Raw genomic sequence first — 16,690 nt, 5'->3', positions numbered from 1 at the left:
GGAGGAAGATTCGCATGCGCTATGACGTGGTGATCGTTGGGGCAGGACATGGCGGCGCGCAGGCCGCGATCGCACTGCGCCAGGCCAAGTTCGAAGGCAGCATCGCGATCATCGGCGACGAACCCGAACTTCCCTATGAACGGCCACCGCTCTCCAAGGAGTATTTCTCGGGCGAGAAGACGTTCGAACGCATCATGATCCGCCCGGCAGCCTTCTGGGAAGAGCGCAAGGTCGAGATGCTGCTCAACCGCCGGGTCGTCAGCGTCGATGCGCAGGCACATGAAATCACCACCGCGGATGGCGAGACAATCGGCTACGGCCATCTGATCTGGGCGACGGGTGGCGCGCCGCGCCGGCTGGGCTGCTCGGGCAATGATGCCACGGGCGTCCACACTGTCCGCACCCGCGCCGATGCCGACCGTATGGTGGCCGAGCTACCCGGCGTGACCCAGGCGGTCGTGATCGGCGGCGGCTATATCGGGCTCGAGGCCGCCGCGGTGCTCGCCAAGGCGGGCAAGCAGGTCGTGCTGCTCGAAGCGCTCGACCGGGTGCTCGCGCGCGTCGCGGGTGAGCCGCTGTCGCGCTTCTTCGAGGGCGAGCATCGCGCGCATGGCGTCGATGTCCGGCTCGGCGTCATGGTCGATTGCATCGAGACCGCGGATGGCAAGGCGACAGGCGTGCGGCTCAAGGATGGCGAGGTGATTTCCGCAGAGATGGTGATCGTGGGCATCGGCATCGTCCCGGCGGTTCAGCCGCTGATCGACGCAGGCGCCGAGGGCGGCAACGGCGTCGCAGTGGACGGCCATTGCCGTACCTCGCTGCCCGATGTCTTCGCGATCGGCGACTGTGCGCTGCATGCCAACCCTTATGCCGACGGCATGCCGGTGCGACTGGAGTCGGTCCAGAACGCCAACGATCAGGCGACCGTCGCGGCCAAGACCATCGCCGGGGTCGAGGCGCATTATGATGCGGTCCCGTGGTTCTGGTCGAACCAATATGACCTGAAGCTCCAGACCGTCGGCCTCTCGACCGGCCATGACGCCAGCGTAGTGCGCGGCGATCCGGACACGCGCAGCTTCTCGGTCATCTACCTCAAGGACGGCCAGGTCATCGCGCTCGACTGCGTCAACGCGACCAAGGACTATGTTCAGGGCCGCAAGCTGGTGGTCGAGCGGCTGGCGATCGACCCCGCCCGGCTCGCCGACGCCGCGACCCCGCTCAAGGAAATGGCCGGCTGAGACAGGGCGCCGGCGCCGCGCATTGCGGCCCGCATAGGCGCGCCGGGAGCTCACGGTCCCGGCGGCGGGGCCATATGCCCCGGCATCGGCAGCAAACGGATCCACATGGCGATCCGCGGCACGGCTTCCTTCGGGAGACCGGACGCCGCTGAGCCGCGCCTGCGCGTACGAATCCCACGCATAATGCCACCCGCGCACGCCATGCGCGCGCAGAATACCCGCAAATCCGGCCTCTAGTGCGCGGCATCTCGCGCCTCTGCCGCTGCATGAATTTTCCGATTTTGAAAATTTTTCTCTTTTTGCTTGAATTTCTCCATTTTGTCTGTCCGTATAGAATTCGGCAAGCTGCAATCTCAACCAGGACCGATCCCGAGAAAACGGCCTGATCACGCATTTGCCGCGAGGAGGAGAAGGGGATTTCCATGAAAACTGTTCATCTGGGCTGGCTCGCCAGCACTGCACTTACGATCGTCGCCGTTCAGAGCCCGGCCCATGCGCAGACGGCTCCGGAGACCGCCGCGGAAAGCACCGCCGGCGAGGACGACGTCGTCGTAACCGGATCGCGCATCCAGCGCTCGGGCTTCGACGCGCCGACCCCGACCACCGTGATCGGTGAAGCCGAGCTGGCACTGGGCAACCGCCCGAGCGTCGCGCAGGTGCTCAACGACGCACCCCAGTTCCGCGCGAGCTCGACCCCGACGACGACCGCCGGCAACACCAACAGCGGCGTTTCGACCGCCGACATGCGCGGGCTTGGCGGCGTGCGCACGCTGACCCTGCTCAACGGCCATCGCTTCTCGGGTTCGCAAGACCTCAACACGGTGCCGCAAAGCCTGGTCAAGCGCATCGACGTCGTCACCGGCGGCGCGTCGGCGGCCTGGGGCTCGGGCGCGGTCGCGGGCGTGGTCAACATCATCCTCGACGATGACTTCACCGGCTGGAAGCTTGGCGCTCAGGCAGGCGTGTCGTCGCGCGGCGACGGCGGGCGCTACGGCGCCGACATCGCCTGGGGTACCGACTTCGCGGGCGGACGCGGCCACTTCATGGTCGCGGGCGACTATATGAAGGAAAACGGCATCCTCACCCGCAAGGGACGTCCCAACCTCGAGGCAGGCCTGTTCGTGCACCCCACTGAGGGGCTCAAGTTCGTTCGGGACCCCAATTCGACGCAAGTCTATAATGGCGGCTCGATCCTCAACACCAGCGCCGCGCCCTACGGCCTGGTCTTCAACCCCGACGGCAGCATCGGCTCCTTCCCGTTCGGCAGCGTTACCAGCGGCGCGACGACGGTCGGCGGCGGCGGCCAGAACACCTATGATTATGTCTCGGTCAGCGCGCCCTATGAGCGCGTCAACGCCTTTGCCCGTGCCAGCTATGACGTGACCGATTCACTGAAGGTCTGGGCGCAGTTCAGCTTTCACCGCATGACCGGCAATTACGGTCTCTTCCCTGAGACCGCAGCCGACGCGAGCACGCTGATCCGGCCCGACAACGCGTTCCTGACCGCAGCGAACCGCACGCGCTTGGCCGCTGCCGGCATCACCGGACCGTTCCTGCTCGGTCGCTTCCTCGACGATATCGGCTCCAAGCGGGAAATGCTGACGCTGAAGTACAGCCGCCGCAATCTGGAGGGCGCGATCGGCCTGGAAGGCAGCTTCGGCAACGGCTGGAAGTACGACGCCTATTATGATCACGGCGAAATCCGGCTCGATCAGGGGATCAACAACCAGCGGATCAAGACGCGCTTCGCCAATGGCGTCGATTCGGTGCTGGTCGGGGGCACACCGACGTGCCGGATCAACGCCGATGCATCGACCGCCAATGACGATCCCAATTGCGTGCCGATCAATATCCTCGGCAACGGCAACATCTCCGATGCCGCGGCGAAATGGGCGTTTGCCGGCTCGCATCTGATCGCCACGATCAAGCTCGACGCGGCGGGCGCCAGCCTGTCGGGCCAGCCCTTCTCCACCTGGGCCGGGCCGGTCGATATCGCGCTCGGCACCGACGTCCGCTGGGAAAAGCAGGTCACCAACTATGTCGACCCCCTGTCGCTGGCCAACGCGCTGAGCGTGCTCAACTCGTCGGCCACCAACGGCAGCTTCAACGTCAAGGAAGCCTTTGTCGAAGCGAACCTGCCGCTGCTCAATGCCGAGGGTGTGGCCAAGCTCGAGGTTAACGGCGCCGCGCGCTATTCGGACTATAGCACCAGCGGCGGAATCTGGTCGTGGAAGACCGGCGGCACGCTGCGTCTGGTCAACGACCTGCTGCTGCGCGCGGTCTATTCGCGCGACATCCGCTCGCCCAGCATCACCGAATATTATCTGAGCCGCTCGGTGAACATCGGCGTCGTCCAGGACCCCTATAAGGGTGGGGCAGTGCAGAGCAACGTCACCGTCTATGGCGGCGGCAACAAGAACCTCACGCCGGAAATCTCGCACACATTGACGCTGGGCGGGTCGTATTCGCCAAGCTTCATCCCGGGCTTCCGCCTGTCGGTCGACTATTATGACATCAACATCGACAACGTCATCACCGTGATCCCGACGCAGACGCTGCTCACCCAGTGTTTTGCCAAGGCACCGTCCGACCCGACCTGCGGCGGCGTCATCGTCCGCAAGGCGAACGGTGAAATCGACACGCTGACCAACCCCTATCTCAACCTCGCCAACTACAACACGCAGGGCCTCGATATCGAGGCATCGTACCGCACGGCGGTGGGCAACGGTCAGCTGACCGTCCGCGCGCTGGCCAACCACGTCCTCCATCTGAAGGTCGACGGCGTCGAGGTGTCGGGCATCGTCGGCGGCGAGACTGCCTTCTCGACCCCGAAATGGCGCGGGAGCACGACGGTGGCGTTCGACAACGCGAACTTCGGCGCCAACGTGCGCGTCCGCTACGTCGGTGGCGGCACGTACAACGCGCAGAAGATCGTCGATGGCCGCTTCGGCAGCCGCACCTATGTCGACATCGGGCTGCAGGCCAAGGTCGGTTCGTTCACGCTGTTCGGCAACGTCAACAACCTCTTCGACCGCGACCCGCCGCTCACCCAGTACATCACGCCGAACTACGACGTGATCGGCCGCTATGTTTCTGGTGGCGTGAAGCTCAACTTCTGACCCTCGAGCTTCATCCACAGATCACTGGAGGCGGCGGGGCAACCCGCCGCCTCTTTTTGTTTGTCGCGGCCCAGCAGGGCGAATGCCGGCCCTTGTGGTGGCTCGCTCGCCAAACGCGCGACGGCGATGCGGTGCCTCCGCCCCTCGCAGCAGATAGGCAAGCGTAGCGGCGTCTTGACCCGTCCTTGCTGCTTGTGCGGCAGCGAGCGGGCAGCTCGAGAGTCGGCTCGTACATGGGAACGGGCACTCGCCCCCGCACCACCGATCGAGGGAGGCGCGCTAGCCTCACGCTCACCTGCGCCGGATCGAACACAGCGAACCCATGTTCCAGAAACAACTTCGCCGCGCCTGACGAAGGGAGCATCGTCGGGCGCGGCGGCATTGTGGAAACCGCGGCTCAGGGGTGAGCCGCGGTTTCAGTCGGTCGTGAGGATCAGTAGTTCACCGTCATCGCGATCAGGCCAAAGGTCCAGGCGATGTGGAGCGCCAGCAGCATCGCCAGCAGCACCAGCACGGCCCAGATCGTGCGGAACCAGCCGCGCTTTTCCTGGCGGACGATGCGCAGGTTCCACAGCGCGATCAGCAGGCCGCCGACGAAGACGATCAACCCCGAGATCTGCAAGAACCACAGCCAGGGGTCGAAGGACGGGATCGCCTTGAGCGTCGACAGGCTGACCAGCCATGCGGAGGTGAGCGCGATCACCAGCCCCGAAGCGACCCGCACCCCGCGATAGGCGAGCAGCGAACGGCGCGAGAGCGTCAGCGGCGCCTTGTAGTTGCGGCGGATCAGCGCAGAGACCGGCCATTGCAGGAAGGTGAGCAGCAGCACGGCGAACCCGACGAAGAAGGCCGGCTTGATCCACGCCGCCGACTTGGACGCGGGCGCACGATCGAACACCATGAAGGGCGAAAGGCCGTCCATGCTCCAGCGTACGACCTTGCCGTCGACGACCTGCGCGGCGAGCCGCCCATGGCCATTGGCGTTGTGCCAGACGAAGGGCGCGGTCTCGACCCATTTCGTGGGTGCGTTGTTGATGTCGCGCAGGGCCGGAACGAGCAGCTCGCCGTTCGGGCCGACGCTGACCGTGAACTGGCCGACCAGCGAAGCGAGTGCGTAGAAGTTCGATTCGCCGCGGCGGCTGTTGAGCCAGTTTCCGGCCATCATCCGCGCATGTTCCGCCGACGTCTTCGCATCGACTCGCGTGGCTGGCATCTCGTTACCGGGCAGATAGCGGTCGGCGAACTTCTCGAACAGCGCCTTGCGGACAGGGCCTGCCGATGCCTCCGCACCGGTCGCGTTGACCGACAGATAGAGGCCGATCTTCTCGTTCATGAACAGGTGGAGCGCGGTGTGGAACAGCTGGGTGTCACCCAGATGCGCGATCACCTGGCGGCCGTTGATGTTGGTTTCGAAGAAGCCGAGTTCCATCCGGTTGAGCGGCGGCAGCAGGGTCAGCGGCGTGTCGTGCATCATCTTCGCGGTTTCGGGCTTCATCAGCCCCGCGCCCTGATTGAGATGCGCGATCATGAACTTCGCCATGTCCGCACCGGTCGAGGACAGCGATCCGGCAGGCGCCGGGCCGACGATCTCGAACTTCGATGCCGCGTCCGAACCCTTGCGGTATCCCGCCGCCATCAGCGGCTCGAACGCCTTGGGCAGCGGCTGGCGGAAGGTCGACTGCGCCATGCCGAGTGGGCGGAAGATCTTCCGCTCGATATAGTCGTCGAACGACATCTTCGACGTGCGCTCGACGATATAGCCCGCCAGCGCGGTGCCGTAGTTGGAATAGGACGGCGTCGTCCCCGGGGCATAGATGCGCTTGGGCGGTGTCTTCACATAGTCGCCCAGCGAGATGTTGAACTTGAGGTCCTCGAAGATCGTGCGCTTGCCATGTTCCTCGAACCCGGCGGTATGCGTCATCAGCTGGCGCATCGTCACCGGCTTGCCCTGATAGGCCGGAATCTCGAAATCGAGATAGGCGTTCACATCCTTGTCGAGGTTGATCCGGCCCGCCTCGACCTCCTGCATCACCGCGGTCCAGGTGAACAGCTTCGACACCGATCCGGGACGGAACATCGTCCTGTCCGGATCGACTGGCGTGCGCTTGCCGACATCGGCATAGCCGAAGCCGCGCTGAGTCAGCACCTGGCCGTCCTTGACCACGACGATGACGGCGCCCGCCAAATCGCCACGGGCGAGCGCGTAGGGCATCAGGCCGTCGAGCCAGCCGTCAACATCCTCCTTGGTCAGCGGCTTGGCGCCCGGCGCCAGGGGTGCCGCTGCCGGAGCGGCGGCCGGAGTCGGCTGCGCCGCCTTCGGGGCGGCGGGGGCGGGCGTTTGCGCCTGCCCCGATGCGCCGACGCCCAGCAGCAGGGCGAACGGCAGCAAGGTCTTTTGCACGATCGATCGCATCTCTCACTCTCCCGGCGTACCCCGCGGTGCGGGGCCGCTCATTCTGGTGTGGTACGAAGAGGCCGGATTACTCCCCGGCCGGACGGACGACGGCGCCGCCCTTCATCACGAAGTGCATCGCTTCGAGCTGCCTGACGTCCTTGAGCGGGTCGCCGCGCACCGCGACGATGTCCGCCGCCTTGCCCGCCGCGATCGATCCGATCTCCTTCTCCAGCCCGATATGCGTCGCCCCCCAGACGGTCGCGGCACGGATCGTGTCGAGCGGGGTCATCCCCGCCTTCACCATCAGCGCAAACTCGCGGGCGTTCTCACCATGTTTGGACACGGCGGAGTCGGTGCCGAAGGCGATCTTGACGCCGCCCTGATGCGCGCGACGCAGCGCATCGACCATCAGCGGACCCACCGTGCGCGCCTTGACGCGGACCGGCTCGGGCATCCAGTCGGCGGTCGCCGCCTGCTGGGTCACCGTGTCCCCGGCGAGCAGGGTCGGGACGAGATAGCTTCCCTTCGCCTTGAACAGCCGGATCGATTCCGGGTCCATGAACGTGCCGTGCTCGACCGAATCCACGCCCGCGCGCAGCGCGGCGTTGACGCCGTCGGTGCCATGCGCATGGGCGGCGACCTTGCGGCCGAGCCGGTGCGCGGTCTCGACGATCGAGACCAGTTCGGCGTCGCTCATCTGCTGGCCCAGGCCCGCCGCGGTGTTGGACATCACCCCGCCGGTCGAGGCGGTCTTGATGATGTCGGCGCCCCCCTGGATTGCCTGCCGAACCGCGCGCGCGCAGTCATCGGCGCCCGAGCAGAGCGTGGGCGAGCGGAACAGGTCGATGATCTCCTGCCGGTATCCATGGACATCGCCATGCCCGCCATGCGCGGCGACCCCGCCCGCGGCAATGATGCGCGGACCGACGATCTTGCCGCTGGCGGTCGCGTCGCGCAGCGCGTTGATCGCCTCTTGGGACGCACCGAGATCAACGACGGTGGTGAAACCCGCGCGCACCGTACGCCCGGCATAGACGACACCGTCGAACGCCTGATCGGTGGTCGATTTGGTCACCGCGTCCAGCCGGCTCGACGGGCTCGATTCGAACGTCAGGTGGACATGGCTGTCGATGAAGCCGGGCATGACGAACGCGTCGCGCAGGTCCACCACCTTGCCTTCGCCGACATAGCCGTCGCGGATCTCGACGATCTTGCCGCGCTCGACGACGATCGTCTTCTCCGTCTCGACCCGGCCGCTCGCCGGATCGGCAAGCAAACGGCCGGCCTGGACATAGGTCCTGGCCGGCGCTTCCTGCGCGATCGCGGGCGGGACGAATGCGGTGCATGCCAGCGCCGCGACAATGATCTTCTTCATGCCCCTGTTCCTTCTCCTGTCGGTTTCGGCGCGGTCATCCGCGTCCCCAGATTGCTTCGCTGCACCAGGCATCGCCGTCGCGATATTCGATCGAGGGCGTGCGGTCGGCGGCGAGGAAGATCGGACCGTCGAGGTCGACGATGTCGCAGAGCTGGCCGACGATGAAGGCGGGCGCCATCGCCAGGCTCGAGCTGACCATGTTGCCGACCATCACGCCAAGGCCCAGTTCGCGGGCGCGGCGCGCCATGGCGAGGCCCTCGGTCAGGCCGCCGCACTTGTCGAGCTTGATGTTGACGACGTCGAACCGCCCGACCAGCCCGTCGATATCGGCGAGCGTCAGCACGCTCTCGTCCGCCGCAAGCGGGATCGGGCTGTTATAGCCGTCGAGATCGGCCTCGCGCCCCCGCGCCAGCGGCTGTTCGAGCAGCTTCACGTCTGCCGCGACCAGCGCGGCGATCAACCGGTCGAGCTCGCCGATCGCAAAGCCCTGATTGGCGTCGACCCCGATCCAGCAATCGGGGCGCGCCGCGCGCACCGCATTGACCCGCGCGATGTCGAGGTCGAGGTCGCCGGTCAGCTTGAGCTTGAGCGCGCGTGCCTGCGCGAAGTCGCGTGCACCCGCCGCCATGACTTCCGGATCATCGGCGCCGAGCGTGAAGGTGGTACGCAGCGGGCGCGGAGGGGGCAGGTCCGCCAGCTCGTGCACCGGCGTGTCGCTGCGCCGCGCGCCGAGCTCCCACAGCGCGCAGTCGATCGCGTTGCGCGCGCCGCCGGCGGGCAGCAGGTTCTGCAGTCCGTCGCGCGTGATTCCCGCCTCGACCGCCGCCCGCGCCCCCTCGATCGCTGCAACCATCGTCGGGACGTCATCCCCGAGATAGTACACACCAGCCGCTTCGCCGCGTCCGATATGGATGCCGTCCGAAACCGTGACGATCACCACTGGCGCCTCAGTGAAGACGTGGCCGGAGATGCGGAACGGCTTGGCAAGCGGAAGCGAGTCGATCGCCACGTCGAGCGAAAGCTGGGTATTCGTCATCGAAATTCGTCCTTCGGTCGATTCAAGGCGTCGTCTTGGCGGGCGCCAGCGCCGCCGCGATCCGTGAGAGATATTTGTTCCAGTCGAAGCTCTGCCCCTCGGGGGTCCAGCCGAGCCGGACGATCACCGCGTCCTGCGACGGAATCGCCGCGACGATCTGGAAGCTGTGCCCCCGCGCCATCACGGTATCTTCAGGCAGGTCGGGGTAGAGCTTGCGGTGCTCGCCCCCGCTTTCGGCGTGGTTCAACCAAAGCTGCGCGCCGTAGACGGGTCGCGGCGAGGCCTTGGTCGGCGCTACCGCGAAATCGAGCCATTCGCGGGAGAGCAACTGCTTGCCGCCGACCTTGCCCCCGTTGAGATGAAGCAACCCGTAGCGCGCCCAGTCGCGCGCGGTAGCATAGGCATAGGAACTGCCGACCTGCACCCCCGCCTCGTCCGGTTCGATCAGCGCGCTGGTCATGCCAGTCGGCTCGAACAATCGCTTCTGCGCGAAACGCGTCATGCCCTCCAGCGTCCCGCCGGTCGCCTGAAACACGATGCGCGAAAGGATGTTGGTGGTCCCCGACGAATAGCTCCAGCTGGTGCCCGGCGCATCCTTCAGCGGCTTCGCCGCCGCCATCGCGCCCATGTCGCCCGCCTCGAACAGCATCTTGATCGAGTCATTGCCGGGCACATAGCTTTCGCTGAAGGTCAGGCCGCTCGACATCGTCAGCAACTGGCGCAGCGTGATCTTGGCGCGCGGATCGCCTTCGCCCTTCCACTCGGGAACCGGTGCGGGGTCGTCGAGCTTCAGCACGCCGTCATCGACAAGCAGGCCGACCAGCGTGCCCATGATGCTCTTGCTCGCCGACCAGCCGAGCATCTCGGTGTTTCGGTCGAACCCCGGCGCATAATGTTCGGCGACGATCGCGCCGCCCTGCACGACGACGATCGCGCGCGTATCGGGATAGCCGTCCTTGTTCTGCTCGTCGAAGGCGGCACGCACTGCCGTGTCGAGCGCGGCGCGGTCGAGCCTGGCTTCGGCGGCCGCCTGAAGCTTCGCTACCGGCGCGTCGCCGATCGGCCATGGCTTCGCCGCCTTCGCCCGCATCGGCTTGAGCCGCGCCGCCTGCGCGTCGAGCGCGGCGGTGGAAACATCGCCGGTCAGCAAGGTGCACCCGGCGACCGGCCGATAGAGCGCGATCCGCGGCGCGGTGCCCGGCGCCGACGCCGTGACGGTCCGCGCCTTGCGATCGACCGCGATCGTCACCGCCTTCATAAACGGTGCGAAGGGATGGATGTCCTGGCGCAGCACATCGGCCTCCGGCCGCTCCGCCACGAAGATGCCGGCGCAGGCGATCTGTGCGGAAACGGCAATGCCGAGATCTTCGGGGGTCGAGACCTTCGGCTCCGCAGCCAAAGCGGGCGCCGAAACGGCGAGCGCAAGTCCGCCCAAGCAAAGCCGAGAGAGATGGCTGGCCATCGCCTTAGACCCCGCAGCCATGACGAAGCACCTTGCCCGCCTTGGCGCCGCTATGCTTGCCGTCGGCGAAGGTGACGACGCCATTGACGATCACCGTCTCGATCCCCGTCGGCGACGCGGTCGGCTTGTCCCAGCTCGCGACATCGTCGAGCGTGTTCAGATCGAACACGACGATATCCGCGCGCATCCCGTCGCGGATCAGTCCGCGATCGGTGAGCCCCATGCGCTGCGCCGGCCAGCCGGTCATCTTGCGCACCGCATCCTCAAGCGTCAGCACCGGGCGGCGCTTCACATATTCGGCGATAATGCGCGGAAAGGTGCCATAGGCGCGCGGGTGCGGCAGGCCGAGGTCGTCCATCTCGCCGAATTTCTCAGACGCAGCGGCATCGCTGCCGATGCTGACCCAGGGCTGTTTGAGCGCGGTCTCGATGTCCTTCTCGTTCATCATGAAATAGAGCGCGACCGAGCGGTTCGGCAGGCCTTCGAGCAGGATATCCCATGCGACGTCGGCGGGATCGCGCTTCAGCGCGGCGCCGATCTCGGCCAGACTCTTGCCGTGATAGGGCCGGTACTTATCGCTGAAGCCGTTGGCGAGCCGGACGTTCTGGAACCCGCCCGAGGCGTGGACGAGGTTCGACCAGCCCGGCATCGATCCCGCGGCGACTTCCTTCTTCATCCGCTCACGAACCTTGGGATCGCGCAGCCGCTCGATCCCCTTCTGCACGCCGTCCGCCCAGACCCAGCTCGGCGCGATGATCTCAAGCCCCGTGCCACCGGCGGTATAGGGATAGAGGTCCGCCGCGATATCGACACCGCGCGCCCGCGCCGCGTTGATCGCCGCCAGCGCCTGCGGCATCAGCTTGCCCCAGCCAGGCGCATAGGCACCCTTTAGGTGGAAGATCTCGACCTTGACCCCGCCCTTCTCGCCGATCTCGATCGCTTCCTCGACCGCCTTGACGAGGCCCTCGCTCTCGTCGCGCATGTGCGTGGCGTAGAAACCGTCGCACTGCGCCGCGACCTTGGCCAGCGTGACGAGGTCCGACGTCGTCTGGAAGCTGCTCGGCGGGTAGATCAACGCGCTGGTGATGCCGAACGCGCCATTCTGCATCGCGAGCTTCACCTCGCGGCCCATCTCCTCGAGCTGCGCCGCGGTCGGCGATCCGGCACCATCACCCATCACCTTCATCCGCGCCTGAGTGGCGGAGTAATAGGTGCCGAAATTGACCGAGATGCCCTGCTGCTCGAGCTTGCCGAAATAGGCCGGGATCTCGGCGGCGGGTACCGGGGTGCCGCCCTCGCCCGCAATCACCGTGGTCACGCCCATGCGCAGCTTGTTCTCGGCCGCGCCGCTCTTGAGCAGGACGCTGCCCGACTGGTCCATCATGTCGATGAAGCCGGGCGAGACATAGCGGTCGCGCGCGTCGATTTCCTTGGCGCCCTTGCCCGAGACCTGGCCGATGCGGACCACGCGCCCGTCCTTCACCGCGACATCCGCGCGAACCCAGGGGCTGCCCGCGCCGTCGAGCACACGACCGCCGCGGATCACGATGTCGTACTCGGGCGCGGGACCATTCGCGACCAGCAGCAACGACAGGGCGCCGAACAGGATCTTACGCTTCATCATACCATCTCCCTGCCGGTGTCCCGGCGACATTGTTACTGACCTGCAGCCGGTCTCTTGGCGGCGTCGGCGCGGACTTCGCCCACCACTTCGCGGACGGCCGCGATGACGAGGTCGGGCCGGTCGATCTGGATGTAGTGCCCGGCATCCGGCACGATCTGCTGGCGGCCGCGGGTCGAAAGCGCGGCCTGTTCGGCGCCGAGCTGCTTCCACTCCGCCTTGAACCGCGCGCCGTCCGCCGCCTTCATGTTCAGTCCCTGCAGCTCCTCCGGCCCGAGCGGTTTCATTGCAGTGAGCGCGATCACCGGGCGGTTGCCGAAGCTGCGGACCACACGCGCATCGTCCATCGTGGCGTCGAACCCGTCGAGTTCCGAGGTCGCGCCGACCACCGAGGTGCTGGCGTATGCGGCCAGCTTCGCCGTCGCATCCTTGGGCAAGTCCCCCTGCCCCGCTTTGGCCATCAGGAACCGCACGGCGCCGGTCCATGCAAGCTTCGTCGCCGTGTGCATGATCCACGCGACCTGCCCCGGATGGGCGTTGGTGTTTGAGACCTTGCCGAGCCGGGCGACCTGATCGGGGTGCGAGGTGTCGACCAGCACCAGCCCGGCGACCTGATCGCCATATTTGCCTGTGTAAGCGCGCACATAGGGCCCGCCGATCGAATGGCCGACCAGCACCAGCGGATCGGTGATGCCCGCCCCCTTCAGCAAAGCATGAAGGTCGTCGGCCACGGCGGCGGCGTGCTGGGGCGTGGTCTTGGGATCGCTCCACATGATCCCCGCGCGATCATAGGCACAGGCATGCGTCGTCTGGGCGATCTTGTCGTGCACCAGCGTCCAGTCGATCGTCCCGCCGGTGCCCAGCCCGGATTCGAAGACGACGGTCGGCGATCCGGTGCCGCGACAATCGATGTGCATCTTGCGCCCGCCGACATCGACCAGTTGGCCGCGCGGGGGATAGTCCGCCTGTGCATTGCGGCGGCCCAGCGCTTCATAGATCGTGCCGATGATCACGATGATCATGGCGAGGGCCAGCAGGCCGAGCAGGATGCGTTTCAGCCAACGAAGGACACGCCTCCATCCGCCCGGCTTCTTGATCGCTGCGTCGGACATCAGGCGTTCCTTTCGATGGCTGAACCGGCGCTCATGCGAGGCAGGCGCTCACGAGACGGTCGAACATCTCGCCGCCGCGAATGGGATCGGCGACCGGCATGCCCAGCCGTGCGCTCTCCACCGTCATGAGATCCGCCGCCGCTTGCGCATCCATATGCGCGGTGTTGAACGACACGCCCGCGCAACGGATCGCCGGATTGGTCCGCGCACCCAGACGCAGGTTCAGGTCGATCGTCTCCTCGATGCTCGGCAGCTTATAGCCGGGCAGGCCCAGCACATCGGTGCGGCCGGGCTCGTGGCAGACCACGATCATATCGGGCTGGCTGCCGTGAAGCAGCCCGAGCGACACCGCCGCATAGGCCGGGTGGAAGAGCGACCCCTGCCCTTCGATCACGTCCCAGTGGTCCGGTGCGGCATCGGGGCTAACTGCCTCCGCGGCGCCCGCCTCGAAATCGGACACCACGGCGTCCATCGGGATGCCACCGCCGGCAATCATGATGCCGGTCTGGCCGGTCGCTCGGAAATCGGCATCGACCCCGCGCGCGGTGAAGGCCCGCGCGATCGCCAGCGCCGTATACTTCTTGCCCAGCGCGCAGTCGGTTCCGACGGTGAGCAGGCGCTTGCCGGTCCGCTTGCGCCCGGAGCCGACCGGCAATCCGGCAGGCGGGTGGCGCACGTCGATGAGCTGCCGGCCGAGGCGTTGCGCTCGTTCGGCAAGGCCAGGGATGTCGGCCAGCCGCATATGCATGCCGCTGACGATATCGAGCCCGGCATCGAGTGCTTCGACCAGCGCCGGGATCCAGCTCGCGGCGATGACGCCGCCGCTGTTCGCGACGCCGATCAGCATCGAACGAGCGCCCCGCACCTGTGCCTGCAGCGGGGTGAGTTGCTCCAGGCCTGCGCTGACCGTCGCGCCCGCCAACGCATATTCGCCGACGCATTTCTCGGGCGCCCAGTCGCGAAGCCCGAACGCAGTCTTCGCATAGCCGCGCTCGGTCGTATCGCCGAGAAAGAGCAGATAGGGCTGCGGCAGGACCAACGACCCGGCGCTCACATCGAAAGAGGTTTGGATGTTCACGTACTCACCCTGCTAAAATCAAAAACCGGACATTCGAGGCGATTGCACGCCGCACGCCTCGATGACCTGATTTGATAATAATTCTCCATTTAGAAAACTCAACACAATTCGGCGCGTCTCAGAATGCGGTGCCCCAGCCGATGAGGTGGAAGACGGTGGCGAACCACAGCAGCACGACCGAGCAGATCACCAGCACCACGCTCCAGAAGCGGCGGAACTTGCCCGGCGCGCCCTTCCAGACCAGCCACAGGTTCCAGGCCGCAACACCAAGCAACGCGACGAGGATGAGCGGCGTCGCGATCCGCAACGCGATCAAGGTCCCGTCGAGTTCACCGTTCATCGAAGAAAAGTCGGACAACAGTGCCGATGCGAACATCGGCCAGGCGACGATCACCGCCACCGCCAGTCCGGCAAGCGCGCGCGTCAGGCGATAGGCCCGCCATTCCGCGACGCTGCGCGCCGGGCGGGCACCATAATATCGGCGGACCAGTGCGGTGATCGGCCAGAACAGCGCGGTCAGCGCCAGCGCGGCAAGGCTCGCAAACAGCGCGGGAGCGAGCCAGGCGCTGGAACTGTACCAGGGAACGGGTTCGAACAGCATGAAGGGCGACGACGAATCGATTCCGAAGCGGACGACCCGGCCATTCTCCACTTTCGCCGCCAGCCGCATCTTGCCGCCCACCTCACGCCAGACGAAGGGGGCGATCTCGACCCATTTGCGGGGCGTCCCCCCGATGGTCTGCGCCGCGTCGAAGACCAGGCCACCCTCGGCGTCGAGCGAGACCTTGAACTGCCCGGCAATTTCCGCCGCCTTCAGGAAGCTCGCCTCGATCCGCCGGGTCTTGTTGTAAGTCCCGACCATCATCCGCGCATGCTCGCGCGCGGTCGCGGCATCGACACGGCCGTCGCGCTGAACCGCCGGGAAGTAGCGATCGGCAAAGCCCTCGAATAGCTGGCTGCGGATCGCGCCCGAAACCTTGTTCGAACCCGCGGCATTCATCGACATGTAGATGCCGACCTTCTCCGCCAGGAACAGCCACTGCTGGCTGTGGAACTCGATCGAATCGCCGGCGTGCGAGATCACCCTCCGCCCGTTGATATTCTGTTCGTAGAAGCCGAGCGCCATGCCGTTGAGGGGCGGGATCGCGCGGGTGATGCTGTCATGCATCAGGCGTGCGGTTTCGGGCTTGAGCAGCGGTCCTCCATTGTCGAGATGCGCGATCATGAAGCGGCCGAGATCGGTACCCGACGCGGCCAGTCCCCCTGCCGGCGCGAAACTGTTGAGTTCGGGGCGCCCGGGCTTGCCCGAGCCAAGGGTATAGCCCTTTGCGAGCAGCGGTTCGAGCCGTGCCGGCAGCTTCGCGCGCATGGTCGAATGCGCCATGCCGGCCGGTGCAAAGATCCGCTGCTCGACATAGTCGTCGAACGGAACGCCTGAGACCCGTTCGACGATATAGGCGGCGAGCGCCGTGCCGTAGTTCGAATAGGCGGGCGTGGAACCGGGCGCGTAGATCCGCGCCGGAACCTGCCGCTTCATCGCCACGGCGAGGGTTGGAATGTCCTTGATGTCGTAGCTGTTCAGGCCGCGCTGGACCTCATCGAAGCCCGCGGTGTGCGTCATCAGGTTGCGCATCGTGACCGGCTTGCCGTCATAGGGCGGAATCTTGAAATCGAGATAGGCGTTGATGTCCTTGTCGAGGTCGATCTTCCCGGCCTCGACCATCTGCATGACGGCGGTCCAGGTCATCGTCTTCGATACCGACGCCTGTTTGAACAGCGTGGTTTCCGGATCGACCGGCTGCCGCTTCGCGATATCGGCAAAGCCGAAACCCCTCTGGGTCAGCACCTTTCCGTCCTTGACCACGATGACGACAGCGCCCGCCGCATCGCCGCGTTCGAGCGCGTAAGGCATGTAGCCGTCGAGCCAGGTATCGACGTCCGCCTTGGTCAGTTCGCGTTCCGGAAGCCGCGTGGTGACGCTCTCGGCAGGCGTCGCGGGGGCCGACGGGTTCGACGCGGCTGCGCCCGCCAGCACCGCGAGCGCAAGTGCGCTCGCCACCTTGATTGATCTGCCGAACCGCATCCTGCCCTCCCGACGCCGCTCGCCTCCATCTCGAAGGCATCGGCAATTTCTCAAATGAAATTTTTTTCATTTTGAGACAATCCATCTGGAACAGGTTTGTCAATGGCCGATTTAGGCATCCGCACCAGGCGCCGCGGTTTGCAAGTAAACCGGCAGCCTCGCTACCTCCGT

The 16,690-nt window shown here is 66.1% G+C and carries 10 protein-coding genes; 2 read left to right on the top strand and 8 right to left on the bottom strand.

Annotated features, from left to right (window positions below; genetic code table 11):
* Positions 1-14: 14 nt before the first annotated feature.
* Positions 15-1,238 carry an NAD(P)/FAD-dependent oxidoreductase gene (locus AC07TU_RS05060; RefSeq protein WP_495186801.1) on the top strand — a complete coding sequence of 408 codons (1,224 nt, stop codon included), beginning with the start codon at positions 15-17 and terminating at the stop codon, positions 1,236-1,238.
* Positions 1,239-1,660: 422 nt separating this feature from the next.
* Positions 1,661-4,357 (top strand): TonB-dependent receptor plug domain-containing protein, encoded by a 2,697-nt coding sequence (locus AC07TU_RS05055; protein ID WP_495186800.1) that lies wholly within the window; start codon positions 1,661-1,663, stop codon positions 4,355-4,357.
* Positions 4,358-4,790: 433 nt separating this feature from the next.
* Here the strand turns inward: AC07TU_RS05055 and AC07TU_RS05050 are convergent, their stop codons facing one another.
* The 8 genes from AC07TU_RS05050 to AC07TU_RS05015 form a co-directional block, all read right to left on the bottom strand.
* Complete coding sequence (locus AC07TU_RS05050) at positions 4,791-6,770, bottom strand: serine hydrolase domain-containing protein (protein WP_495186799.1); 1,980 nt, start codon at positions 6,768-6,770, stop codon at positions 4,791-4,793.
* A gap of 67 nt (positions 6,771-6,837) precedes the next feature.
* A complete protein-coding gene (locus AC07TU_RS05045) occupies positions 6,838-8,127 on the bottom strand; it encodes a metal-dependent hydrolase family protein (RefSeq protein WP_495186798.1) in 1,290 nt (429 codons plus the stop codon).
* A gap of 34 nt (positions 8,128-8,161) precedes the next feature.
* Positions 8,162-9,163: a dipeptide epimerase gene (locus AC07TU_RS05040; protein ID WP_495186797.1), complete on the bottom strand. Its 1,002-nt coding sequence runs from the start codon at positions 9,161-9,163 to the stop codon at positions 8,162-8,164.
* A 22-nt stretch (positions 9,164-9,185) separates the two neighbouring features.
* A complete protein-coding gene (locus AC07TU_RS05035) occupies positions 9,186-10,646 on the bottom strand; it encodes a serine hydrolase domain-containing protein (RefSeq protein ID WP_495186796.1) in 1,461 nt (486 codons plus the stop codon).
* Positions 10,630-12,246: an N-acyl-D-amino-acid deacylase family protein gene (locus AC07TU_RS05030; protein WP_495186795.1), complete on the bottom strand. Its 1,617-nt coding sequence runs from the start codon at positions 12,244-12,246 to the stop codon at positions 10,630-10,632. The genes AC07TU_RS05035 and AC07TU_RS05030 overlap by 17 nt, the downstream gene beginning before the upstream one ends.
* A 35-nt stretch (positions 12,247-12,281) precedes the next feature.
* Positions 12,282-13,358: an alpha/beta fold hydrolase gene (locus AC07TU_RS05025; RefSeq protein ID WP_495186794.1), complete on the bottom strand. Its 1,077-nt coding sequence runs from the start codon at positions 13,356-13,358 to the stop codon at positions 12,282-12,284.
* 31 nt (positions 13,359-13,389) lie between these two features.
* Entirely contained in the window at positions 13,390-14,412 is a 1,023-nt protein-coding gene (locus AC07TU_RS05020) for an N-acetyltransferase DgcN family protein (protein ID WP_495186793.1), read from the bottom strand.
* A 142-nt stretch (positions 14,413-14,554) separates the two neighbouring features.
* Positions 14,555-16,495 (bottom strand): serine hydrolase domain-containing protein, encoded by a 1,941-nt coding sequence (locus AC07TU_RS05015; protein ID WP_495186792.1) that lies wholly within the window; start codon positions 16,493-16,495, stop codon positions 14,555-14,557.
* Positions 16,496-16,690 lie beyond the last annotated feature (195 nt).

Source organism: Sphingomonas sp. GW821-FHT03E12, assembly GCF_059420685.1.
Note: the sequence above shows the minus strand (reverse complement) of the source record. Positions and strands in the feature narration are given on the sequence as shown.